Annotated in this window: 24 protein-coding genes; 10 read left to right on the top strand and 14 right to left on the bottom strand. The window is 57.8% G+C overall.

All coding sequences use genetic code 11. The annotated features are described in order from the left end of the window. Positions 1-131 precede the first annotated feature (131 nt). From EST62_RS09815 to EST62_RS09790, 6 genes are all read right to left on the bottom strand, one after another. On the bottom strand, positions 132-1,250 hold the full coding sequence (locus EST62_RS09815) for an ABC transporter substrate-binding protein (protein WP_129051909.1): 1,119 nt from the start codon (positions 1,248-1,250) through the stop codon (positions 132-134). Then, positions 1,247-1,882, bottom strand: a complete 636-nt coding sequence (locus EST62_RS09810; RefSeq protein WP_167599288.1) for a class I SAM-dependent methyltransferase — start codon at positions 1,880-1,882, stop codon at positions 1,247-1,249. Before EST62_RS09810 ends, EST62_RS09815 begins: the two co-directional genes overlap by 4 nt. Before the next feature lie 276 nt (positions 1,883-2,158). Next, entirely contained in the window at positions 2,159-2,959 is an 801-nt protein-coding gene (locus EST62_RS09805) for an ABC transporter ATP-binding protein (protein WP_129051908.1), read from the bottom strand. Continuing rightward, positions 2,953-3,954: an iron ABC transporter permease gene (locus EST62_RS09800; protein WP_129051907.1), complete on the bottom strand. Its 1,002-nt coding sequence runs from the start codon at positions 3,952-3,954 to the stop codon at positions 2,953-2,955. Before EST62_RS09800 ends, EST62_RS09805 begins: the two co-directional genes overlap by 7 nt. Positions 3,955-3,967: 13 nt before the next feature. Further along, a complete protein-coding gene (locus EST62_RS09795; RefSeq protein WP_129051906.1) occupies positions 3,968-5,968 on the bottom strand; it encodes a TonB-dependent siderophore receptor in 2,001 nt (666 codons plus the stop codon). Between the two features lie 407 nt (positions 5,969-6,375). Then, positions 6,376-7,185 (bottom strand): uroporphyrinogen-III C-methyltransferase, encoded by an 810-nt coding sequence (locus EST62_RS09790; RefSeq protein ID WP_167599287.1) that lies wholly within the window; start codon positions 7,183-7,185, stop codon positions 6,376-6,378. A 397-nt stretch (positions 7,186-7,582) separates the two neighbouring features. On the opposite strand from EST62_RS09790, the gene EST62_RS09785 reads away from it, so the two are divergent. Continuing rightward, positions 7,583-8,008 carry a molybdopterin-binding protein gene (locus EST62_RS09785; protein WP_129051905.1) on the top strand — a complete coding sequence of 142 codons (426 nt, stop codon included), beginning with the start codon at positions 7,583-7,585 and terminating at the stop codon, positions 8,006-8,008. Positions 8,009-8,082: 74 nt separating this feature from the next. On the opposite strand, the gene EST62_RS09780 is transcribed toward EST62_RS09785, so the two are convergent. From EST62_RS09780 to EST62_RS09760, 5 genes are all read right to left on the bottom strand, one after another. Continuing rightward, the gene (locus EST62_RS09780) at positions 8,083-9,003 is read right to left on the bottom strand and encodes a phosphatidylglycerol lysyltransferase domain-containing protein (RefSeq protein WP_129051904.1); all 921 of its coding nucleotides are present in this window, start codon (positions 9,001-9,003) and stop codon (positions 8,083-8,085) included. A gap of 28 nt (positions 9,004-9,031) precedes the next feature. Continuing rightward, a complete protein-coding gene (locus tag EST62_RS09775; RefSeq protein ID WP_129051903.1) occupies positions 9,032-9,352 on the bottom strand; it encodes a hypothetical protein in 321 nt (106 codons plus the stop codon). Positions 9,353-9,398: 46 nt separating this feature from the next. Beyond that, entirely contained in the window at positions 9,399-9,635 is a 237-nt protein-coding gene (locus EST62_RS09770; protein WP_129051902.1) for a hypothetical protein, read from the bottom strand. Positions 9,636-9,658: 23 nt separating this feature from the next. Then, positions 9,659-10,006: a hypothetical protein gene (locus tag EST62_RS09765; RefSeq protein WP_129051901.1), complete on the bottom strand. Its 348-nt coding sequence runs from the start codon at positions 10,004-10,006 to the stop codon at positions 9,659-9,661. 113 nt (positions 10,007-10,119) lie between these two features. Beyond that, positions 10,120-10,347 carry a chlorosome envelope protein B gene (locus EST62_RS09760; RefSeq protein ID WP_129051900.1) on the bottom strand — a complete coding sequence of 76 codons (228 nt, stop codon included), beginning with the start codon at positions 10,345-10,347 and terminating at the stop codon, positions 10,120-10,122. Between the two features lie 443 nt (positions 10,348-10,790). Here EST62_RS09760 and EST62_RS09755 point away from each other — a divergent pair, with 443 nt between their 5' ends. The 9 genes from EST62_RS09755 to EST62_RS09715 all read left to right on the top strand — a co-directional run bounded on the left by EST62_RS09755 (position 10,791) and on the right by EST62_RS09715 (position 19,288). Next, positions 10,791-11,048: a bacteriochlorophyll c-binding family protein gene (locus EST62_RS09755; RefSeq protein WP_129051899.1), complete on the top strand. Its 258-nt coding sequence runs from the start codon at positions 10,791-10,793 to the stop codon at positions 11,046-11,048. A 58-nt stretch (positions 11,049-11,106) separates the two neighbouring features. Beyond that, a complete protein-coding gene (locus tag EST62_RS09750; protein ID WP_129051898.1) occupies positions 11,107-12,489 on the top strand; it encodes a B12-binding domain-containing radical SAM protein in 1,383 nt (460 codons plus the stop codon). Between the two features lie 37 nt (positions 12,490-12,526). After that, a complete protein-coding gene (locus EST62_RS09745) occupies positions 12,527-13,540 on the top strand; it encodes a UbiA family prenyltransferase (protein WP_129051897.1) in 1,014 nt (337 codons plus the stop codon). 184 nt (positions 13,541-13,724) lie between these two features. Beyond that, positions 13,725-16,418, top strand: a complete 2,694-nt coding sequence (locus tag EST62_RS09740; RefSeq protein WP_129051896.1) for a sensor histidine kinase — start codon at positions 13,725-13,727, stop codon at positions 16,416-16,418. Positions 16,419-16,433: 15 nt separating this feature from the next. After that, positions 16,434-17,201 (top strand): response regulator transcription factor, encoded by a 768-nt coding sequence (locus EST62_RS09735; protein ID WP_129051895.1) that lies wholly within the window; start codon positions 16,434-16,436, stop codon positions 17,199-17,201. 84 nt (positions 17,202-17,285) lie between these two features. Further along, positions 17,286-18,020 carry an SDR family NAD(P)-dependent oxidoreductase gene (locus EST62_RS09730; protein WP_129051894.1) on the top strand — a complete coding sequence of 245 codons (735 nt, stop codon included), beginning with the start codon at positions 17,286-17,288 and terminating at the stop codon, positions 18,018-18,020. Between the two features lie 174 nt (positions 18,021-18,194). Next, a complete protein-coding gene (locus EST62_RS09725) occupies positions 18,195-18,461 on the top strand; it encodes a YqjD family protein (protein ID WP_129051893.1) in 267 nt (88 codons plus the stop codon). A 28-nt stretch (positions 18,462-18,489) separates the two neighbouring features. Further along, positions 18,490-18,888: a phage holin family protein gene (locus EST62_RS09720; RefSeq protein WP_371414690.1), complete on the top strand. Its 399-nt coding sequence runs from the start codon at positions 18,490-18,492 to the stop codon at positions 18,886-18,888. After that, positions 18,872-19,288: a hypothetical protein gene (locus tag EST62_RS09715; protein ID WP_129051891.1), complete on the top strand. Its 417-nt coding sequence runs from the start codon at positions 18,872-18,874 to the stop codon at positions 19,286-19,288. The genes EST62_RS09720 and EST62_RS09715 overlap by 17 nt, the downstream gene beginning before the upstream one ends. A 104-nt stretch (positions 19,289-19,392) precedes the next feature. Here the strand turns inward: EST62_RS09715 and EST62_RS09710 are convergent, their stop codons facing one another. Genes EST62_RS09710 through EST62_RS09700 form a run of 3 tightly spaced genes read right to left on the bottom strand, consistent with a single transcriptional unit; the run spans position 19,393 to position 22,080 of the window. Beyond that, positions 19,393-19,902, bottom strand: a complete 510-nt coding sequence (locus EST62_RS09710; protein WP_129051890.1) for an LptE family protein — start codon at positions 19,900-19,902, stop codon at positions 19,393-19,395. Between the two features lie 11 nt (positions 19,903-19,913). Then, complete coding sequence (locus EST62_RS09705; RefSeq protein ID WP_129051889.1) at positions 19,914-20,738, bottom strand: SDR family NAD(P)-dependent oxidoreductase; 825 nt, start codon at positions 20,736-20,738, stop codon at positions 19,914-19,916. Positions 20,739-20,772: 34 nt separating this feature from the next. Continuing rightward, on the bottom strand, positions 20,773-22,080 hold the full coding sequence (locus EST62_RS09700; RefSeq protein WP_129051888.1) for a RuBisCO large subunit C-terminal-like domain-containing protein: 1,308 nt from the start codon (positions 22,078-22,080) through the stop codon (positions 20,773-20,775). Between the last annotated feature and the right edge of the window lie 31 nt (positions 22,081-22,111).

Below are 22,111 nucleotides of genomic sequence, written 5' to 3'. Positions count from 1 at the left end.
CCGTAGCAGCGTACGCGAGCAAACACACCGGTTCGCCCCTTTTTTGATGCGCGGCACACCGTTGCCCGTGCTGCGGCGATGAAGCGGCGGCGGGCGGCACACCGCGAGGAGGTTGCCGTCCCTGGCCCACGCTATCGACTGGCTTCATCATGTCCCGATAGTTTATTGGCGACCTCACGCCGATCCACGCCCGGCAAGGCGAGCGGATGCAGCACCTCGCGCAGCTCGGCGTCGGTCAGGTCGCGGTGAAAAAAAACGCTGAAGTACTCCCGCGCGGCGGCTTCGAGATCGATGTGGTACAGATCGGGATAGAGAAGCTGCGCCAGCCACAATGCGCCGAGGATCCGGTTCGTGCCCGGCGGACGGTCGAACCAGCCGAAGGGCAGGAACGGAATCTGGTGGATCCGCCCCTCGCGGACGGCAGGAACCCGCTGCCAGAGCGGATCGCCGGTGATGGCGCGAAACGTCGTCATCGACGCGCCCATGCCCGTCCAGACGATCACGATGTCCGGATTCCATTGCAGCACCTGCTCCATCGAGACGGCGCTCATCCCCTTGCCGGAGAAGAGGCTCACCTGGGCGACGTTGGTCGCGCCGACGAGGTCAATGATCTGGCTGTGGAACGAGCCGCTGGGGTCGGTGTTCAGGCCGCGATTGCCCTCGGCGTAATAGACCCGCTTCCGCTGGCTCGCGGGAATCTGAGCCGCTTTGGCGAAGACCGGCAGCAGCCGCTTTTCGAGGTATGCGCCCATCCTGGCTGCCTGCTCCTGACGGCCCAGCAGCTCGCCCATCGCCGCGAACGCTTCGGGGTAGCGCTGCATCTCCATATCGACCATGAAGACCGGAACGCCGGTTCGCTGACTGAGCCGGTCGGCCTGGTTGATGCTCTGCGGGTTGATCGAAAAGTAGGAGATGATAACGTCGGGATGCAGGCGCACGATCTCCTCGGACGAGCCGTCGGAGAAAGGCAGTTTGAGGTAGGCGGAACTCATGAAGCGCTCCGCACCGTCGGTCATCCAGAGCGAACGGTTCACCATCAGGTCGGGCGCGACGGCGTAGAGCGTCACACTGCCAGGGCGCGTCGCGTAGGCGCGCTCGATCGTGACGGGAACCCTCATGCGCCGCCCCGCCATATCGACCACCTCGCGCGTGTCGGCTGCGGGCTTTTCGCCGGAGGGCTGACAGGCGGCGAACAGGATAAGGAAGAGCGGCAGGATCAGCCGGAAGATGCGCATCGATGCGGCTCTCATGCTTCCGCCTCCGCAGGTTTGCGGAAAATGATCCAGGTTCCGGCCTCCTGATGCTCGACGACGCCCTTGATGCCGCGCCGCTGGAGCATGGCGCGGAAGTGCTCCGGCGGGTTCTGCCTCATGCGCTCCTTGCGCTTGCGGCTCCACTCCGGGTCGTCCGCCATGGCCGCCTCGATTTCGCGGAGCAGCTCCGCCGTGCCGAAGCCGCCGCCGATCCACGCCCAGCCGCCGGGCCGCAAAACGCGATACACCTCGGCAAGCCCCTGCTGCTGATCCTGCCAAAAAAAGATCGAACCCCGGCTGACGACAAGATCGACCGAACCGTCATCGAACGGCAGCGCCTCGGCAACGCCCACCACGGCATCGACCCGATCCCCGACGCTCTCTTCGGCGCTGTTCTCGCGAGCCAGCTCGACGCACTCCGGCATGAGATCGACCACCGTCACCTTCAGCGCGGTGATTTTAGCGATGCAGACGCCGAGCATCCCCGGCCCGCCGCCAAGATCGATGCAGCGCCCGGAGGTCACGCCAGTCCGCTCGACAATCTGGGCGGCAATGACGGGATAGATTTTGCGGAAATGGCCCTTCATGATCTTCTCATTGAACTCCGCCGCATTCATGGTATAACTCATTTTTTTACTGCGTTTTGTTTATGATTCAGGCAACAACAACTCACAAAGGTTGTTGAGCAAGATTTTGGGCTGAAGCCCATGATTTTTTTGTGCCTTGAACCCCGGCCTGAAGGCCGGGGCAATTTTGGAGAACTAACTTTTCCAAAGTCATCCGCCTTCTCCTGTTTTATCGCTCTGACCATTGCACTTCTTGAACAATTGCCCCGGACTTCAGTCCGGGGTATGCAGATAAGGCATAATAAATAATGGCTTTAGCCCAATCGTTCCACTCCCCTCTCACTCCACCACCGGCGCGCACACCCGGCGGCTGGCGTGGCCGTTTTGCGGGGTGTCGAACACCTGCACCTCGACGCCGTAGAGGCTCCGCAGCGTCTCCGGGGTGAGCATCGCTTCGGGCGAGCCGTCGTGGCTCAGCCTGCCGCCGGAGAGCACCGCCACCCTCGACGCCGCCATGAAGGCGTGGTCGGGGTGGTGCGTCGCCATCAGAATGCCGATGTTGCGCCCGGCCAGCTCCCGGACTTTGCGGATGACCCGCACCTGGTTGCCGTAGTCGAGATTCGAGGCCGGTTCGTCGAGAATCATGAATTGCGCCTCTTGGGCGAGCGCCCGCGCGATGACGACCATCTGCCGCTCGCCGCCGCTCAGTTCGTTGAACGGTCGAGCGGCGAGATGGCTGATTTCGAGCAGGTCGAGGCACTCCGCCGCTATCCGGCGATCCCGGCTGCCCGGCGAAGCGAAGAGGCGGAGGTGGGCGCTTCTGCCGAAAAGCACCACGTCCGTCACCGAGTAGGCGAACGGCATGGCGTAGGACTGCGGCACGTAGGAGACGATGCGGGCGATCTCGCGTGGCGACAGGCGCGAAACCTCGCGCCCCGCGAGCGTCACCGAGCCACGGAGCGGCGCGATGAAGCCGAGCATCGTCCGAAAAAGCGTGGTTTTGCCCGCGCCGTTCTGGCCGAGCAGGCAGATGATTTCGCCCGGCGCGATCTCCAGCTCGACATCGTCGAGAATCGCCTTGCCGTTATAGCCGAGTCCGGCGTTTCGGATGGCAATCGACTGTTCCCTCGCCTTCACCATGCGCGTACCGCCGAGCGTTTCATGATCCAGATAAAAAAGGGCGCGCCGAGCACCGCCGTGATGATGCCGACCGGAATCTCCACCGACGCCGCCGAGCGGGCGACCGTATCGACCGCCACCATGAAGGCCGCGCCGCAGAGGAACGAAACCGGCATGAGCCGCCGGTGGTTCGCTCCGCCGAGAAACCGCGAGATGTGCGGCACCACCAGGCCGACCCAGCCGATGATGCCGCAAACGGAAATCATGCTCGCCGTCACGAGCGTCGCGCAAAGAATCACGGCCAGGCGCATTCGCCCGGTGTCGAGGCCGAGCGAGCGGGCCTCCTCCTCGCCGAACGAGAGCACGTTCAGCCGCCAGCTCACCAGCAGCAGCGGAATCGCGCCCGCGAGCACCATCGCCGCCGCCGTGCCGAGTTCGCCGGTGCGGATGTCGGCGAAGCTCCCCATGAGCCAGTAGGTGATGGCGGGCAGCTTGTCGAGCGGGTCGGCGATGTACTTGAGCAGCGAGAGCAGCGCCCCGAAGAGCGACGAGATCACGATGCCCGACAGCACGAGCACCAGCACCGAGTCGCTGCTGCGCCCGATAGCCCGACTGACGAGCACGGCGGAGAGCACGGCAGTGATGCCTCCGGCCAGCGACAGCGCCTGCACGGCGACCACCGGCAGCGAGAAGAGAATCCCCAGCGCCGCGCCGAAGCCGGAGCCGGAGCCGGACGAAACGCCGAGAATGTCGGGGCTGACCATCGGGTTGCGGAACAATCCCTGATACGCCGCGCCGGAGAGCGACAGCGCCCCGCCCGCCGCGATGGCCGCGACGAGCCTCGGCAGGCGGATGTTGAGCAGCACCACCGGCAGGTTGGCGTCGGCGCTCTGGCCGGTCAGGAGCCACGAAAGCATCGCCAGCGGCGAGACGGGATAGCGCCCGATGCCGAGCGACAGCAGGCTCACGCCGCCAAGCGCGAAGAGGCAGACGAGAATCAGCGATACACCTTTCATCGGGCTGCTCAGTTCAGAATGCGTAGTTCATCGACACGACATACTCGCGTCCGGCTTCGGGATAGCCCTCGGCGACCTCGTAGTTCCGGTCGAAAAGATTGTTGACCGCCGCGTGAAGCGACAGCCCGTCGGTCAGCCCGGCATTCATGTGCAGATTCAGGGGGCCGTAGGGCGCAGCCGTGTAAAGCCCGTCGCTGGTGCTGTAGCGCTTGGTATTGTACTCGCTCTCGACCAGCAACCAGCTCTCCTTGTTCAGGAGGAACTGCACGTAGCCGCTGAGCTTGTGCTTCGGCACGTCGGTAAAGACGAGAGTCGGGTTGCTGTCGTTCTGCCGGTCGATGTAACCGTAGGCGACATGCGTCTTGAGCCAGCCAAGCGGCTGCCAGTCAGCCGATGACTCGAAGCCGGTGAAGGTTGACTTGCCGGTGTTCTGCATCTGCCAGAGCGTACCCGAAACGTTATTGACCTGCTGGATGGTGTCGTCGAGCTTGCTCCGGTAGAGCGACGCATGGAGCGAGAAGTTGCTGGATGGCGTAAAAGCGTAATCGACGCCGTAGTTCAGGCTGCTTTCGGGATCGAGGCCGGGGTTGGCGATAGCCTGACCCATCCGGTAGGAGTAGCGATCCTTCAGCGTCGGAAAGCGCGTCGTCCGCGCCACGTAACCGGTCAGCACGTTGCTGTCGTCCAGACGTGCGACCACGGCGAGCTGCGCACTGGTCGCCTGATTGTCTTCAAGCTGAAAGTCCCGAATCACTGTTTTGGTATTGTCGGTAAACTCTTGCGCCTCGATGGTCGAGCGGAAATCCTGCCGGACACCGGCGATGACCGACAGATTTTTCGAGGCGTTCCAGGTGTTCTCGACGGCAATCGAAAAGGTGTTGTCCGCGAACCGCAGCGGCTCCTCGCCGGTGTCGCCGATTTCGTTGTGCATGTCGTACTTGTCGTGCAGCGCGACTTTGAGGATGTCGCTCTGCGCGATGCTGGTACCGAACTCCACCGATCCGCCGACCGTGTGGTCGTCATACCGGCTCGAAAACGCTTTGCCGCTGTTCTGGGTGGTGTAGGTCGCGTCGTCGTAGCTTTCGAGCGAGTTGTAGTAGTTGTCGAAATAGGCCCTCGTTTTCAGGTAGCTTTTCGCGCCGAGGCTGGTGCGGCCGATGTAGTACAGGCTTGTCTTGTCCCAGTTGGTGAAGCGCCAGTAGCGCGTTTTGTTGCCCGGATTCGATCCGGTATAGAGCGGCACACCCTTGACCGAGTGCTGGCTGTTGACGGTGATGGCGTATTCGTCCGTGCTGTTTGGCGTATAACCGACCTTGACCGTGGCGTTCCGGTCCCGCGTGTCGGAGTTGTCGCGCTCGCCTCCATCTTCGTTCGCAACGGCATCAAACGAGGAGGAGAGCGGCATGAAGTCGCGACTCAGCACGGAGAGTCCCGCCTGCACGTACCACTTGCCCTGATTCGAGCCGATGTTGACGCTTCCAAATCCGGCGTCGATCTGGTCGTTGCCCATCGATCCGCCAGCCGTGACGTTGCCTTCGAGCTTTTTTTCCGGCTTGCGGCTCACCATGTTGATCGCCCCGCCAAGCGTGTTCGGGCCGTACAGCACCGAGGTAAAGCCTTTTGATACATTGACCTCCGACAGGTTCACCGTCAAAAAGCGGTTCGGATCGACATAGCCGTCATACGGCACGTAGAGCGGAACGCCATCGAGGTAGAGCGGTACCTGGCGCATGTCGAAGCCGCGCACGTAAACCATCCCCTCGTTGCGCCCGCCGACGTTGCCGATGTTGACGCCCGGCAAAAGATTGGCGGCTTCGGAGAGATTCTGCTTGTCGAGCCTCTCCATTTCGGCAACGGGAACCGTTTCGGCGGAGTTGGCGCTCTTGCCCGTGACGACAATCTCGCCTGCCGTGAAGACCGACGCGGCGCTCTCGTCGCTTGATAACGAGGTTTCGGCGGCCATCGCCGGCCTGACCGAGGCCAACAGCAACACCATCAGAACTGCTTTTTTCATGGATGTGGTTGATTTCGTTATAACTTTTACTACATAATGCCATTCAAAAAAAAGAGAGCTGTTCTCAACTCAATACTGCACAGCCTTCATTCCTGTCATTGCGAGTCGCATAGCGACGTGGCAATCCATGCGGAATCAGCGAGGGTCAGCAAAAGGTGGATCACCACGCACCGACCTTTCGGGACTTTCCATGAACATGTATCATTTTATCGCCATTTTACTTCGTTTAATGCCATTGAATTACCATCGTTGCTCTTTCGTAAGAGGACGGCCACAAGAGCCGTCCCTACAGTTATGAACGACAGATTTTGCCGAAGAAAATCATGTTCATTGTCCGTGTGCGGTATCGATCCTGATACAGGAGGCTCGCAATGACCAGTCTCTGTCCTGTTTTTCTTGACACACTACTATTCAGCACCTCCACGCACCTTGCCGGAAAGCTCTTTCGATCCCGCCGGAACGTTCCGCACTCTGACGTACCGCCCGATGTGATAGACCACCGGCTCCGGCAAAACGGCGGAAAATTCCTCGCGACCAAGCCTGCCAAGCGTTGTTTCGACAAACGCCTCGCCGGGCCAGCCGACCTTGCTCACCGCCACAACCGGCGTCCCGTCCGGTACGCCCGCCTCGCGGAACGTCCGCAGGATACCCGGCAGATTCGCCGTCGCCATGTAGAAGACGACGGCCGCGCCGTGGCCGAGCAGGCGCGCGGCATCGCGGATGAGCGCGAAGTCGTCGGTAATCGCGGCGGCGATGATGTTAAGCACGGCATCGCTCTCGAACTTGCGGCTGATCGGCAGGGCGTAGGCGCTCGCCGCCGCCGCTCCGGCGGAAACGCCGGGGACGGCGGCCCACGGAATGCCGAGCCGCGTGAGCACGTCGCCCTCATCGACTTCGCCGCCGAACAGCGCCGGATCGCCGGTTTTCAGTCGCACGACGCGCAATCCCTTCTTGCGATACTCGCGAATCGCCACGATCATCGGCGTCTGTTCGCGGCAACCCTCGCCGGTTTCGTAGGGCGAACGATCCACGCGAACAATCGCGGCGCGTTCGGATGCCAGCGCGAGCACCGGCTCGACCGTCCCGCAGTCGTAGAGGATGACCTCGGCCTGGCGGATAGCCGCCGCGCCGCGCACCGTCAGCAGCTCCGGATCGCCCGGCCCGGTTCCGACAATCAGAATCCTGTTTTCTCCATGCTCCGCCATCTGCTGAATCACTCTACCGGTTTCGTTATTTCCCTAACAACATAACGCCTGACAAAAAAAAAGAGGCGCACGCTTTTTCTTGGAAGAATTTGCGACATCTTCACCATTATTCAAACAAATCCTACCTATTGGTATATAAATTTATCAAAAACAGCTTCTTCATTTCAATAATTAAGGTTTCTTCACTCCGCCTATTGTCGTGAAAGAAAAATTTCAAATATTGAAGCCAGTGCGTTATAGCAAAGCCAACAGATCGATTTGAACCCATGCACCCCTGTATCCAGACGCTTCGCGATTATCGGATCCAAAAAAAAGGAGTCCGGTTCACCTTCGATGGATGCGCCGCGCCGCTTTCAATGCTTCAAAACGTCAAACGTTATCCCCATCAATCCCTATCAGGAGCAACTCCATGAACATCAGTGCACGCAACATCTTCAAGGGAACCGTCTCGTCGATCGTCAAGGGCGCGGTCAATGCTGAAGTGACCATCACGCTTGCCAGCGGCGCTCCGATTGTATCGATCATCACCATCGGCGCCGTCGAAAGGCTCGGCCTGCAAGAGGGCATGGCGTCGAGCGCCATTATCAAGGCCAGCACGATCATTCTCGGCGCCAATCTGCACGAGGCGAAAATGAGCGCCCGGAACATCCTCTGCGGCACCGTCACCCGCGTCATCGACGGGCCGGTCAGTTGCGAGGTCGATCTCGAAATCGGCGGCGGCGAGGTGCTCTCGGCGGTCATCACCCACGGCAGCGCCAAAAATCTCGGCTTCGCCGAGGGCGACCACGCCTGCGCCATCTTCAAGGCATCGAGCGTGATTATCGGCGTGGAGTGAGCAGACACTTCGCCGCAACAAGGACTTCTTCCATAGGACTTATAGGACGGATATGACCTGTAAGTCCTATTTTTTTACCATCCAGGTGCGACCAATCCGCCAAACATCAGCAGCTCGACAAAACCCATTGCATAGGCAAGCTCAACCAGAAACGAGGGAGAAAACTGTACGCCAGGACCGGCGCAAAGCCTCATGGTGCGCCAAATGGGCCGGAATTTGTTTTTGAAAAAGTACAGGCGCTCGTAATCGTAGGCGTACCTGAAAAGCGGCGCGGCAGAAAAAAACAACTGCTCAAGCAGGCTCAAGGGGTGATGGTCGTCTTCATGGCGCATGAACGGCACTTCGCCGAGGCTCAGCTCTTCAGCGCCTTCCCGCCGGAGTATAGCGCCGATTTCCGTAATCAGGCACTCCATGATATCGCCGGGAGCGTTCCGGCTTCTGAGCATCAGTTCGGTGTGATATGCCTTTGCGCCCTGCCGGGAAAGCGTCACGCAAGCCAGCCAGCTTCCGGAAAACGATTTGAAAACGAAGCATCGCGAGGCTTGCGACGGATGGTTCCTAAAAACATTGCGGAGCTGAGGTTTTCCGGCGTGCGGCGATGCGGCGAGAAGCGCGTTGAATTGCCCGGCGTGAATGCTCTCAAGCCGAACCTCCTCGACAACGCCATGACGCCATCCTCTTTTGAGCGCGGCCAGCACTTTTCTGCCGTCAAAATGAGCGCTGCCGGACAACCTGAGCACCGCCTCGATTCCGGTTCTGAAGGTTTCGTGCCGTTGCGACAGAAACAGCTCGGCGATGTGCGGATGGCACCCCCGGATGACGAAACCTTCCGGAAACGAGCGATGCAAATCGCCGTAGAGGTCGTAGAGATTGTAAGTGCCGGGAATATCGGCAAATGCAAGCCAGGTGAAACGTGAAAACGGGAGTTTTACTGCATGGTAGCGCGGGTAAGGAGCATCGATTCTGAGCCAGCTCGCGGGCAGGGATTCATCCATCGGTCACTCCTTCTTTTGAGGCTCCGGATCATTTGCGCATGAACGGAACCTCCTTCGCCGGGACTTTCGGCCTGGGACTCGACAGGAAGCTCCCTTTGAACAATTCTACAGCCATTGCTCCATCATTCAAAATCCCCGTCGCTTTTTCGCTGAAGAAGCGCGTTGCGTTAAAAACCGCTGCTCCCGTTGCATAGACGCCAAGCCCGACGATAGCGATACCGGCGATTCCATGCAGCGCAGGCACGGCAACAGGAGCGGCAATTGGGGCAAGCAAAGCGCCGCCGCCGACTACCCCGACCGCAGTTGCTGCCGAAACCACCGGATTCCGGTTCATGCTGATTTTGTCCATTATAGCTTTGTGGTAATTCTTCTGAAAGAGGTTGGCCGTCGCCAGTCTAATTAATCCTGGCTTTCTGGCTTTCCTTGAGTAGCGGAAGTTGGCCGGAATACTCTTCTCCCGCCGTAAAGCCCGCAATAAAAACCATCTCGCCAAACTCTTCGAGAGTCATGTCAAGCTCAAGCCTTTGCTTGAGATACTCGCTGAACTTCTTGTCGGTCTGGCACTTGTCGATTCGCTTGATGTAGCCTTTCCATGCCAGGTTAACCGCATGGAGCCATAACTGCCTGATCATATGGGCTTGTTCCGGTTTACTGATTAAACGCTTGCCGCGATGACGGTACAGGCGCCTGGCTCCGCCTTCTTTCCGGTGACATCGGCCACGTTGTTGATGACAACCTTTTGTACGGCTCCCGCCGTCCCGGCAGATGGAAAAATCTTTTTCGTGATAGAATCGAAGCCCCCTTTCGAGGCAACGTTGTAGAGAAGGGGAATGGCAATCGGAACAGCAATCGGAGCGACGGCAACGGTAATCCCGGCAACGGCGACCAGCGCGCCGCCCAAGACATGAATGCCGATCGGGAGGCCAATGATCGGGGCCATCATGGCCAATCCCTGGACGCCGTTCGGAGAGGTTTTGAGCGTTGTGCTGAAAGACTCTGACATGGCTCTGTTACGATATTAGCAATTGAGTGATATGAAAAGGCCCGCTAAACAAAAAAAGTAAGGCGACCCACGCCTTGGCCGCATGAGTCACCTTGCCTGGATGGAGTTGCGAATCACTTCTTGGGAGTGATTGTCGAAGCAACATTCTGAACCGCCTGGGTTGCGGTATTGGCAACGTTGCCGATAAGCTCACTTGCGGTTTTACTCATCGGCTCGATAGCAGAAACCGCCGAGTTGAGTACCGAAGAGAGGAGGTCAACCTGCATCTGTCCGATTTTTCCTACGGATGCCATGAGGTCATTGAGTGACTGGGCGAAAGTGCTGGTAGTCTCTTGTGCCATAGCTCTCACGTTTTTTTGGTTTGGGAAGCCTGAAAAGTTTCTTTTCTTACTCAAAACATAGTACAATTATGTGATTTTAAAAAAGAAAAAAAATGAAACTCACGCCAATAACCATGAAGACCCGCGATTACCTTACCATCCTCGCGACCACCCAACTGGCGACATCTCTTGAGGCGTTCTCGAAGAAGCGAGCACAGAACAGCACTATAAAACATTTAAAAATAATTAGTTATACAAAAAATACAGAACCATCCGCGACCTGCCCAAGCACAGCCTCTGAACAAAACAGGAATCCTTCGCCCAACAGCCGATGCGGCTTCGCTACCGGAGAGGCGAATTAAGCAACAATACTTGCAAGAATGTTAGCCGTTTTTTTACATTCAAAGAGTTACACAATACCAACCAAATCTTTCAACGCAACCACTTCAACATGAAAGATATTAATGGCAGATATTAATGGCGCATTTGTGCGTGGCGCCGAAGCTTACGGCAGGCTTCCGGAAGTTTTCATCGACGGCCACTGGTGGGTTGTCGGCGATTATCTCGAAAATGTCGGCAAATGCACCAAGCGACTCGGAGCCAACGCCTATCCCTATCTCTACGGGAACGCTCCGGCGGGAGGCATTTTCCGTGGCGGCTCGCCTGCCGTTTCCGGCTATGCCAGGCCAAGCAAGGAGACTGGCAGAAAATTCGACTCCTGACTCTCAAGCCCAGCGCTTTGTTGCAGTATTCCTCTTCAGTATTTCGATCTGACCTGTAATGGCAAACGAAAATCCCACCTTTGAATCAACAGTTGCCCAGCCGCGATTGGCAGGCGTCAACGGAAAATCACGAAAAAAATGGTTGCTGGTTCAGCCGGTCAGCAACACCAGCATGATGGTCGATTCGGGGAGCGTCAGCATGCCGCTGAACCTCATGATGGTGGCGACCTTGGCCAGCGAGCTGTTCGAGGTCGATTTCATCGATGAACGGCTGGGCGACGCTGTTCCTGAAGATTTTTCAGGGTACGATGTCGTTGCCATCACCTCTCGCACCCTGAACGCCAGGAAAGCCTACCGGATTGCCGAGGCCGCAAAAAAACAGGGTAAAATCGTCCTGCTCGGCGGCGTGCACCCGACCATGTCCCTCGATGAAGCCCAGGCCCACGCCACCAGCGTCGTCTATGGCGAAATCGAGTCGGTCTGGCCGGAATTGTCGCAAGACGTCATTGACGGCACGATGAAGCCGCTCTATCGCGCCGAAGCGCTGAAGCCGATGAACTCGATGCTGCGGCCCGACTTTTCCTTTGCGCTCCGCAGCCGCAACAGCCGCAAATACAGCTCGCGCATTCCCGTGCTCGCCACCAAAGGGTGCCCGGTCGGCTGCAATTTCTGCACGACGCCCACGATCTACGGCAAGAACTATCGATACCGCGACATCGATCTCGTACTCGACGAAATGCGCTACCATCAGGAGCGACTCGGAAAGGAGAAGGTCAACTTCTCGTTCATGGACGACAACATCAGTTTCCGCCCGAACTATTTCAAGGAGCTGCTCGGCCAGATGGGGTGGCTGAACATTCGCTGGAACGCCAACATCTCGATGAACTTTCTCCATGACCCCGAAATCGCCAAGCTTGCGGCGTGGTCGGGCTGCGAGCTGATGAGCATCGGCTTCGAGTCCCTCAATCCCGAAACGCTCAAAACCCTGCACAAGGGATCGAACCGGCTCGACAACTACGCCACGGTGGTCAAAAACCTGCACGATCAGAAGATCGCCATCCAGGGCTATTTCATGTTCGGATTCGACAACGACAGCCGTGAAAGCTTCCAGTTGACCTACGATTTCATCATGGAGAACCGGATCGACTTTCCGGTCTTTTCGCTCGTCACCCCCTTTCCCGGCACCCCCTATTTCGATGAAATGAAGCCGCGACTGCGCCATTTCGACTGGGACAAATACGACACCTATCACTACATGTTCGAGCCGACGGGCATCGGCGCCGACAGCTTCCTTGAACACTTCGTCAAAATTCAGCGGGAGGTGTACAGCGCACGGGCCATCATGCAGCGCATGAAGGGCAAGCCGCTGAACTGGGTGTGGCTGGCCAACCTCCAGATGAACCGGTTCACCCGCGGCCTGAACCCGGCCATGTACCTTTGACGGCACTCAAACAATCCAGCACCAATCGAGACCTTTCATGAACATCGCCACACTGACCGCCAGCTCATCACCAGGCCTGAAAGAGAAAATCAAGGCCCACATCGAACTGCTCGACCCGGTCACCTGGATCAGCGTCTTCCCCTGCCTGGCCGGCGGCGTGATGGGTTCCGGTGCGATGCAGCCGACCCTGCACGACTACCTGCTGCTCTTTCTGCTCTTCGTGCTCTACGGCCCGCTCGGCACGGGCTTCAGCCAGTCGGTGAACGACTATTTCGATCTCGAACTCGACCGCCTGAACGAACCGACCAGGCCGATCCCTTCCGGGCGGATTTCCGAAAAGGAGGCGGTCTGGAACTGGGCCATCGTGCTGGTGGCCGCCCTGTCGATCAGCATCGCCCTGTCGATCCACATCGGCGGCCAGCGCGGCCTTGTCTTCAGCATCTGCATGATGACCGGCCTGGTGCTCGGCTATCTCTACTCCGCGCCACCCTTCAAGCTGAAGAAGAACATCTTTCTTTCCGCTCCCGCCGTCGGCATCTCCTACGGCTTCATCACCTACCTTTCGGCAAACGCGCTCTTCAGCGACATCAGGCCCGAAGTGCTCTGGCTGGCCGTACTGAACTTCTTCATGGCCATTTCGCTGATTATCATGAACGACTTCAAGTCAGAGAAAGGCGATGCCGAAAGCGGCATGAAGTCGCTGACCGTGCTCGTCGGCTCGCGATACACCTTTCTGACGGCCTTCATCATCATCGACCTGGTCTTTGCCGGATTCGCTTTCCTGGCGTGGCAATGGGGTTTCCAGGTGCTGATGTCCATGATTCTTGCCTCTTTGCTGATCAACATTCTGGTGCAGATTCCGATTTACCGCGACCCGAAAACCGGCGCATCGTTCATGCAGGGCGCGGTCGATGACGGCTTCGGCAACGCCATCGGCAAAAGCGAAGTGCACGAGCACAACGCCTTTCTGCGCTTTCAGGTCATTAACAACGTCCTGTTTCTCATCAACCAGTTCGTCGCTGCCGCGCTGATAGGCATGAAGTACATGTGATCGCGACGGTTGTTATCGAAATCGATTGCGAGGACGACTCGACAGAAGCGCTCACGCTGAAAACCTCGACCCGACCGGTACGCTCGCGAGGCTTTTCGGAAATGATCTTTTTTGCGTTGTCTGAAAACTTTCATTTATTACAAAGGAGTTTCGCTTTATAACCGACAAGCTACCGGCGCGACCCATGCCGACACTCGTTTCCGATGAACAAACCATCGACCTCCTGATCGAACTGATTCCGGATGCCGTCGCCGTCGTCGATTGCGAAGGAAAGCTCCTTGGCGCGAACAAAGCTTTTTATTCGCGGCTCGGCAAAAAGCCTGCCCGATGTACCGGCAAACCGCTTGCCTCTCTCATCTCCTCCTCTCCCCTGTCTTGGCCGCAAGCTGATAACCTCGCCGAACTGTTGCCCAAAGCCTGCGCGACCGGCAAAGCGGCAGGCATCGTTCATCCGCTTCCCCAAACCGGAGAGGCCGAAAGAAAACTGCTCGTCACCCTGCCTCTGGCTCAGGCAACTGAATCATCGCCCGATGACGATCTTACCAAACTTGCCGACACCGATACGGGTATCGACAGTGCATCGACAGAGCAAGAGCTTCTTGAGCACAAAGAGAGAATCTCGTTCGCCCTCGATGCGGCCCGTTCCGGAATATGGGAGTGGAATGCCGAAACCGACCGGCTGATGTGGTCCGAAGAGGTTTGGGCGCTCTACGGCCTCACCCCCGGCAGTCGGCAGCTCAACCACGAGCTGTGCGTCATCACCGTGCACGAAGAGGATCGCGACTTCGTGAGAACCGTGATCACCGACACCCTTCACCAGGGCCGCGCCGCGTCGGTCGAGTACCGGGTGGTTCATCCGGCAGACGGCTCCGTGCACTGGCTGCTTTCGCAGGGATCGCCGAAGTACGACGCGAACGGCAAGATCGTCAAATACATCGGTCTGATTACCGACATCACCGAGCGCAAGGCTGTCGAAACCACCCTGCTTGAAAACAAGGCGCGGCTCGATCAGGCTCTCGAAGCCGCCGGGGCGGGAATCTGGGAATGGGATCTGATAAAAGGCGACAATGTCTGGTCGGACGAAGTCTGGCGTCTCTACGGACTCGAACCGCATGGCCAGACCCCGTCATTCGCGCTCTGGGCGGAGACGATTGTTCACGAAGACCGTGAGGCGACCTGCCAGGCGGTTCGCAAGGCGGCGACCGAAGGCGGCAATATCTCCATCGAGTATCGCGTTCGTTACCCCGACGGCTCGATTCACTGGCTGCTTTCGAGAGGCAAACCCCGGAAAGGCAGGAGTGGAGCCATCGAAAGATACCTCGGCACGATCATCGACATCACCCGCCAGAAAACGCTCGAAGAGAAGCTGGTCAAAAACGAGGCGCGCATGGCCCTCGCGCTTGAAGCCACCAAAGCCGGGGTATGGGAATGGAACCTCAAAAACGACGAGGTCTATTGGTCGGATCGTATCTGGCGCCTCTACGGCCTCACCCCCGACAGCAAGCCGCACAACCACAAGCTTTGCGAAAGCACCGTCCATCCCGATGACCGGGAAGAGACCTTCGGCATTGTCATGGAGGCGGCAAACAGAGAAATCAACATCGATATCGAGTTCCGGGTCTGCCACCCCGAAGACGGCTCCCTGCACTGGCTGGCCTGCCGCGGCAAACCGCAGCTCAACGAGGCGGGCGAGCTTGACCGGTATGTCGGAACAGTCATGGATATTACCGAAAGAAAGCGACTCGACGACGAACTCCGAGAGAACGAGCGAAAGTTCAGGAGCATCTTCGATAACGCGCCGATCGCCATCAGCATCAAGGAGATCGAAACCGGCAGCATCATCGATGTCAACGACTCCTGGCTCGAACTGCTTGGCTACTCTCTTGAAGAGGTGACGGGCAAAACCGGGCTGGAACTTGGCTTGCATCACCACGAGTCGGATTACCATGAACTGCTTGCAACCGTTGCCAGGCGCGAGCGGGTTTGCAACAAACCGCTTCTTTTAAACGAAAAAAACGGCGACCTCGTCGATGTGCTCTATTCAACGGAGTTCATCGAACTCGAAGGCGCGGCAGTGCTGCTGGTGATGATGGTTGACATCACGCTGGAGAAAATGCAGCAGCAGAATATCAGCCGCCTCGAACAGTCCATCGCCGACCGGAACATCCAGTTGCAAAAAGAGGTGGAGCGGCTGCACCGCTTTTTGAGCATGATTTCCCACGAATACCGCACTCCGCTGGCCATCATGAGGACGAACCTCGACCTCATCAAGATCAAGCACAAAATGGGAAAGTATTCCAACAACCAGGAATTCGCCAAGATCGAGCGGAGCATCGCCCGCCTGGTAGAGGTTCTCGAAGTCTCGATTCAGGAGAGCCGCATGGCCGACCGCCACAAATCGCTGACGAACCGGCACAAGCTGCCACTGGCGACGATCATCAAATCGCAGGTCGATACCTTTTCGGGAATATGGAAGGAACGAACGTTGGTGTTTGAAAACTGCCCGGAAAACATCAATATTTATGGTGAGGAATCGGGCATCAAATTTGCGATTTTCAACCTCCTCGACAACGCCCGCAAGTACTCTCCCGAAGAGTCAACCATCACGATCAAATGCTTCAGCAAAAATGAAAACAGCGTTAAAATCGTGGTCGGAAACAAGCTTTTGTATGACCTCAGTACAGAGGAGCTGGAGATGTTTTTTGAAAAATACCACCGTGGCAGCCATACGAGCAATACCGCCGGCGCGGGCCTCGGCCTCTGGCTGGTGAAGAATATCGTCACGCAGCACGACGGCTCGATTACGCTCGGCAAAACCGGAAAGCGGGTCGAGGCCGCCATTATCTTGCCGGTCATTATCGATAACCAGCCGGATTAATCAGATCTATACCCCATGACTACAGATTCGCTCACCGTTGAACAGGCCGCGCCCGTCAGCAATGAAACTGACCGGGGCAGAATTATCGTCGTTGAAGATGACAGCGATTTCCGTGACAGCGTTGTCGAAACACTCACGCTGTACGGTTACGAGGCGACCGGCGCGAAAAGCGCTCTGGATTTCTACCACAAAGTCGCCCAGAAACCCTATGCGCTGGTGATTCTCGACCTCGGACTTCCCGACCAGAACGGCGTGGTGCTGGCCGAGTTTATCCGGCAGAACACCGATATGCGGATCATCATTCTCACCGCCCGCTCTTCAATTGAAAGCCGCGTTTCGGCATACAAAGCCGGAGCCGACACCTACCTGCTCAAGCCGGTCAACACCGACGAGCTGATCGCATCGATCGAAAGCAACCTGGGCAGGTTCTCCCAAAAAGGAGACGACGAACAGGCGCGCGGCATAAATCCGCTCGAACCGCTCTCCTCCGGCTGGCAGCTTTTGAGAGCCGCGTCAACCATCATCACGCCCACAGGCGAAAAGCTCGGCCTCTCATCGAAAGAGATTGACTTTCTGGAACACCTTGCCTCGAAGCGCGGCAACGCTTCCCGTCAGGAGCTTGCCGCCGCTCTCGGTTACAATGACGTCGCCACAGGCAACAAGGCTCTCGACGTGCTGGTTCACCGGCTGCGCCAGAAAGCCGCGGAACATGGCGTGAAACTCCCGATCAGAACCGTGAGAGGTAAAGGGTACTGCTTATCCGAGCCGCTGACCGTCAAGTGAACCGCCCGGAATAGGACTTATAAGACCTATAGGACTTATTTTTTTACCTTGACAAAAGCACCATTTCAACCAGCTATTGCCACCATGCCGAATTCAGGAAAAAAGGTGTGCTTCATGACCGGAGCTTCGGGCAAGCTCGGAAGCGAAATCGCGCTGGCTGTCGCCGGACAGGGTTACTCGATCTTTTTTACCTGGCAGCACTCGGAGGAGCGGGCGCAGGAGACGCTCGAAAAAATCCGCTGGGTCAGCCCCGAATCGCAGATGGCGCGGTGCGACGTTTCAAGCGTCGCCGAGATCGAGCGGGCCTTCGCGGTCTTCAGCGAGCACTTCGACCGGCTCGACCTCGTCATCACCAGCGCCTCGAACTTCTACCGCACCGACCTGCTCGAAGTGACCGAAGCGGAGTGGGACAACCTCGTCGATACCAACCTGAAGGGCGCGTTTTTCACGATGCAGTCCGCCGCGCGAATCATGCTCAAGCAGCCGTTCACCTCACGCATCATCACCATGACCGACATCTCCGCCGGGCTGGTGTGGCGCAACTACGCGCCCTACACGGTCTCGAAGTCGGGCATCCAACACCTCACCCGGATTTTCGCCAGGGAGGCCGCGCCGAAAATTCTCGTCAACTCCATCGCGCCGGGCACCATCTCGGCCTATTCGGGGCGCGGCGACGAGCCGGACGACCTGGTCGGCAAAATTCCGCTGGAGCGGCTCGGCGACCCGATGGATATCGTCATGGCGATCCGCTTCCTGATGGAGACCGAATACATCACCGGCCAGGTCATCAACGTGGACGGCGGACGGCTGCTGTTCTGAATAATGAATTGAAAACGGAATTTCAATCGCCGTTTCCCGTTCCTCCCATTTGACCCGTACGTCCTATTGCTCAAAACGATTAACCCGCCAACCGGGAACAAGCGAGCCGTTGCCTCCGTTATTTTTTCTATATTCAAGCAGTAATCGGCCCGCGAACCTATCCCATCGACCACCATGGAACACCAGATACCGGTCAACGACATGGCTCAGGAAGAGACCAAAACAAGCCCGGAGACGCACGATAACATTCCTGAACCGCTCAGGGAGATCAGCCAGAAAGTTTCGGAAGTTTTCGACGAATTCAAAGAGAGTGAAACCTGGGAAAAGATACTCGACGCTCGCGACCAAGCTCGTGAGTACATCACGGAAAATCCGGTGAACTCGTTCTTCTACGCCCTCGGCGCGGGCGTGTTTCTTGGCTTTTTGCTGAAAAGGAAATAACAGGGAACCCATTATCGCTATGAGCCGGATGAAACACGAGCCAGCCAGAGCCAGCCGCAAAGCAGACCAGGATCGCCAGCGAAAAGGCATCCCTGAGCTGATAGACAGTACGGTCAATTCGACCATCGATGATTTCAAGGCGATCATCGACGCCAAGTTCGAACTGTTCAAGATCGAGCTGACCGAAAAGGTAGCGCTGGTCAGCGCGCTGGTGCTGTTGCTCGTCGTTCTCCTGATCGGCGTGGCTTACCTGATTACCACCATTGCCCTCTTCTTTGGCGAACTGTTCGGCCACGTCTGGCTCGGCTATCTCCTTGTAAGCATGGTATTTATCCTGACTTTTGCGTTCTTCACCAAAGTCAGGCCGAATGCGCTGAAGAACTTCATCCACAAAATCCTTCTCTCCGCCCATGACGACCGCCAATGACCCGATCAAAAACATCCAGTCCAGAATCGATGAGCTGGAAGAGACCATCAGTGAACGCGGGGATCAGATCAGGGAACGAACCCGACAGTTGAAAGAGGATTTGCAGGAGGAACTCTCACCAGTGGAGATGCTCAAAAGACATCCCGTGGAGGCAGCAGGCGTCTCTTTCGTCACCGGCATTGTGGCAGGCCGTATCATCAGATCACTCTTCTTCAGGAAAACCGGCGACTGCGCTCCCGCCAGTCAGCCGCAGGTTCACGCAGCGCCGCACACAACTCAGGTAAAGCAGCCATCGCCAGCCGGTGTCGCTGCGGGAGCCATCGGCGTGGAGCTGCTGCATACATTCAGAGACCTGGGGATCACCTGGCTCAAAAGCCGCGTGGAAGAGAAGAAAAAGTAAGGCTTTTTATCCTATAGGACTTATAGGTCGTATAGGTCTTATAAGTCCTATAGGATGAAGAGCCGAAGAACCATCCCCCACATTATCAATTCATAGTTCTCTTCTCACCAGTTCGAGATCATCTGGTTGAAGAGGTCGTCAACGGCCATGCTGTAGGCGCTCTTTATAGCGTCTTGCTGCGCGGTGTAATTTCCGGCCTGGTAATCAGCGAAGCCGACGAAGGTTTGCGAGAAGAGCTTGTTGTTTTTGACCTGGTCGTCGAAATCAGCTTCCAGAACAATCGTGACCCTGTTGGTCACGGCCCGCTCCGTGGCGCTGCCGAGCTGGCTCGGCTCGTCGCTGTAGGAGACGATCGAGCCATTCAGCACCGAGTCGGCGCGCGAAGGATCGGCTTCAATCGAAAGTGTGCTTTGCGATTCGATCTTGTTGATGAGGCTTCGGGTGATGCCCTCCCTGAACTCCGAGATACCGGCCTGCGTAGAGTCATCGAACAGCGGCACGGCGACCGTGCGCAGATGCGGAGGAAGCGTTCCGCCAGAAAAGCTGTAGCATCCCTGCAAAATGAGCGTCACAAGTGTGAGCAGCGCGAAAAGGGTTCCGGTCGTCTTGCGCATGGCGTTCGTGGTTAATGGGTTTGCCGGTCGATTCTGTTCGTCAGTTTACGAAACGGATAGCTCAGAAGCATCATCTTCTTGCGTTTTCCGTCGAGCGCGGAGAGATAGAGTCCCGTCTTGCCATCGCTCCACCGTGAAGCCATTTTTACCGCATAGCGCGCCGCCCGGTCGGGGCTTTGCGCGAAAATGTCGAGAATGATATTGAAGGTCTTGAGCTGCTTTTGCAGTTCCGGGGTCGGACGCTCCGGGCTGTTGATCTCCGTGCGCACCAAACCGGGATGGAGCAGCATAACCGAAAGAGCGGTTTTGCGATACTCTTCGGCCATGGCGTAGGTGAAGCGGGCGATGGCCGCCTTGGTCGATCCGTAGGCCGAAATGAACGGGGTGTTCGAGCCTTTGTCGGTGCCCGACCCGGCCATGTTGATGATTTTGCCGCGCCTGCCGGACGACAAAAAGTAGCGGGCGGCGGCCCGGCTGCCGTTGTAGGTTCCCTTGAGATTGGTGTCGATCACCCGCGCCCAAGCTTCCGGGTCGCTGTCGCAGACGCTGGTGAAGGGGTCGGAGATTCCGGCATTGTTGATGAAGCAGTCGATTGCGCCGAACCGCCTGACGGCTGCTTCGACCAGAGCCTCGACGCTGGCGTACGACGAGACGTCGCAGACATGGCCATAAACCGACTCTTCGGAATAGTCGCGGAGGGCGGCTTCGACATTTTCGCGGCGGCTGGAGGTGATGACCACCTTCGCGCCCTCGCGGACGAACTCGCGGGCGATAGCCCTGCCGATGCCTTTGGTCGAACCGGTGATGACGGCGACCCTGTTTTCGAGCTGTTTCATGACGGCACGTTTCAGCTTCCGGCAGCGCCGCGCGTCAGTCCTGCTTTTTCAGCGCGGTCAGGTCGATCATTGCCTGAAGCTCGGGATGGGTCTCGGCGTAAGTTTCGATTGAAATGCCCTGCTCGATGGCCTCCCACGCCTGCCTGATGCTTTTCGCGCCAGCCTTCGGCCCCATCGGATGACCGAACACGCCGCGCCCCGGCACGAAGCCGAAATCGACATTGCCGACCTTGCGCCAGACCGTTTCGAGCGTCAGCGCCGAATCACTGCCGCCGGGCACGGGAAGACAGGGCTTGATGCGCCCCATCGGTTTGGTGCACTCGATCACATTTTCGATCACCTCCTCCTCGGGAGTCATCATGCGGTCGCCGAAACCGGGCATGATGACCACGTCGAGTCCGGCAAGGCGCTGTAATTTCGTCATCACTTTGGAGTGGATGCCGTATTTTTCCATCCGGCTGAACGAGGCGATGAACGGGAAGTGGCCGATGAGCGGCACCTGCGTGTAGTTGCTGAGCATCCGTACCGCGCTCAGCCCCACCGGCAGCGCATTGATGAGCAAAGCGTTCGCGCCGTTGCGCACGGCGACGTCGTGCTTCTCCATCAGGCTGTCCACCTCGTCGGTGATGTTGGCCAGGTAAATCTTGGGTTCGCCGGTCTCGGCCTCCGCCTTGCGCCTCGCCTTGCCGAGATGAGCCGCCCGCTCTTCGATACTCGACCAGGTCACGTCGGCCAGCATCTCGTCATCCTTGGCGATATCGAGTCCGCCCAGCCAGCTCTGGTAGGCGATCTCCGAAAACTCCTGGGGACTGAGGCCGATATTGGGTTTGACGACGCCGAAAAAGATCGGGCGTCCGTGGGCGTTGAGAATGTCGCGCAGCCCCTCGATGCCGAACTTCGGCCCTTCGAAATCGGCGAGATAGGTGTCGGGAAACTGAATGTCCATCAGCTTGACCACCGGAACGCCGGGCGTGAAGTAGGTGCCCTCGCCGCAGACGGCGGTGAGAAGATTGGGAATCTTCGGGCCGAAATTGCAGTGCGGATGGGCGATGGTCACGCGGCAGGCATGAATCTTGCCCGTCTCGGAGTGCTTGACCGGATAGCTGAGCTGCTCCAGCTCCTCGATCACCTCGTAATCGATCACCTTGGCGGCGTGCACCGGACGAAAATCTTCATCGACGCCGACCCGCTTCCACTGAGCGGTTGACTGTTCACTGCAAAAGTGGGCGAGAGCCGTCTCGATATCACCCACGCATTCGAGGTAGTAATCGAGCACAAGGTATTGCTCCATGTCGAGCGATTCCCTGGAAGCAAAAAAACCTTTGACGTCTTCAGCATTCATAATTTGATCCGATCAGCCGCTGCGCAGTTAT

The organism is Chlorobaculum sp. 24CR (assembly GCF_004118635.1).
Classification (GTDB): domain Bacteria; phylum Bacteroidota; class Chlorobiia; order Chlorobiales; family Chlorobiaceae; genus Chlorobaculum.
Note: the sequence above shows the minus strand (reverse complement) of the source record. Positions and strands in the feature narration are given on the sequence as shown.

Excerpts from the sequence above, each read along its gene's own strand:
- EST62_RS09815 (WP_129051909.1), bottom strand. The coding sequence starts at position 1,250 with ATGAGAGCCGCATCGATGCGCATCTTCCGGCTGATCCTGCCGCTCTTC.
- EST62_RS09810 (WP_167599288.1), bottom strand. The coding sequence starts at position 1,882 with ATGAGTTATACCATGAATGCGGCGGAGTTCAATGAGAAGATCATGAAG.
- EST62_RS09805 (WP_129051908.1), bottom strand. The coding sequence starts at position 2,959 with ATGGTGAAGGCGAGGGAACAGTCGATTGCCATCCGAAACGCCGGACTC.
- EST62_RS09800 (WP_129051907.1), bottom strand. The coding sequence starts at position 3,954 with ATGAAAGGTGTATCGCTGATTCTCGTCTGCCTCTTCGCGCTTGGCGGC.
- EST62_RS09795 (WP_129051906.1), bottom strand. The coding sequence starts at position 5,968 with ATGAAAAAAGCAGTTCTGATGGTGTTGCTGTTGGCCTCGGTCAGGCCG.
- EST62_RS09785 (WP_129051905.1), top strand. The coding sequence starts at position 7,583 with ATGAACATCAGTGCACGCAACATCTTCAAGGGAACCGTCTCGTCGATC.
- EST62_RS09780 (WP_129051904.1), bottom strand. The coding sequence starts at position 9,003 with ATGGATGAATCCCTGCCCGCGAGCTGGCTCAGAATCGATGCTCCTTAC.
- EST62_RS09775 (WP_129051903.1), bottom strand. The coding sequence starts at position 9,352 with ATGGACAAAATCAGCATGAACCGGAATCCGGTGGTTTCGGCAGCAACT.
- EST62_RS09770 (WP_129051902.1), bottom strand. The coding sequence starts at position 9,635 with ATGATCAGGCAGTTATGGCTCCATGCGGTTAACCTGGCATGGAAAGGC.
- EST62_RS09765 (WP_129051901.1), bottom strand. The coding sequence starts at position 10,006 with ATGTCAGAGTCTTTCAGCACAACGCTCAAAACCTCTCCGAACGGCGTC.
- EST62_RS09760 (WP_129051900.1), bottom strand. The coding sequence starts at position 10,347 with ATGGCACAAGAGACTACCAGCACTTTCGCCCAGTCACTCAATGACCTC.
- EST62_RS09755 (WP_129051899.1), top strand. The coding sequence starts at position 10,791 with ATGGCAGATATTAATGGCGCATTTGTGCGTGGCGCCGAAGCTTACGGC.
- EST62_RS09750 (WP_129051898.1), top strand. The coding sequence starts at position 11,107 with ATGGCAAACGAAAATCCCACCTTTGAATCAACAGTTGCCCAGCCGCGA.
- EST62_RS09745 (WP_129051897.1), top strand. The coding sequence starts at position 12,527 with ATGAACATCGCCACACTGACCGCCAGCTCATCACCAGGCCTGAAAGAG.
- EST62_RS09740 (WP_129051896.1), top strand. The coding sequence starts at position 13,725 with ATGCCGACACTCGTTTCCGATGAACAAACCATCGACCTCCTGATCGAA.
- EST62_RS09735 (WP_129051895.1), top strand. The coding sequence starts at position 16,434 with ATGACTACAGATTCGCTCACCGTTGAACAGGCCGCGCCCGTCAGCAAT.
- EST62_RS09730 (WP_129051894.1), top strand. The coding sequence starts at position 17,286 with ATGCCGAATTCAGGAAAAAAGGTGTGCTTCATGACCGGAGCTTCGGGC.
- EST62_RS09725 (WP_129051893.1), top strand. The coding sequence starts at position 18,195 with ATGGAACACCAGATACCGGTCAACGACATGGCTCAGGAAGAGACCAAA.
- EST62_RS09720 (WP_371414690.1), top strand. The coding sequence starts at position 18,490 with ATGAAACACGAGCCAGCCAGAGCCAGCCGCAAAGCAGACCAGGATCGC.
- EST62_RS09715 (WP_129051891.1), top strand. The coding sequence starts at position 18,872 with ATGACGACCGCCAATGACCCGATCAAAAACATCCAGTCCAGAATCGAT.
- EST62_RS09710 (WP_129051890.1), bottom strand. The coding sequence starts at position 19,902 with ATGCGCAAGACGACCGGAACCCTTTTCGCGCTGCTCACACTTGTGACG.
- EST62_RS09705 (WP_129051889.1), bottom strand. The coding sequence starts at position 20,738 with ATGAAACAGCTCGAAAACAGGGTCGCCGTCATCACCGGTTCGACCAAA.
- EST62_RS09700 (WP_129051888.1), bottom strand. The coding sequence starts at position 22,080 with ATGAATGCTGAAGACGTCAAAGGTTTTTTTGCTTCCAGGGAATCGCTC.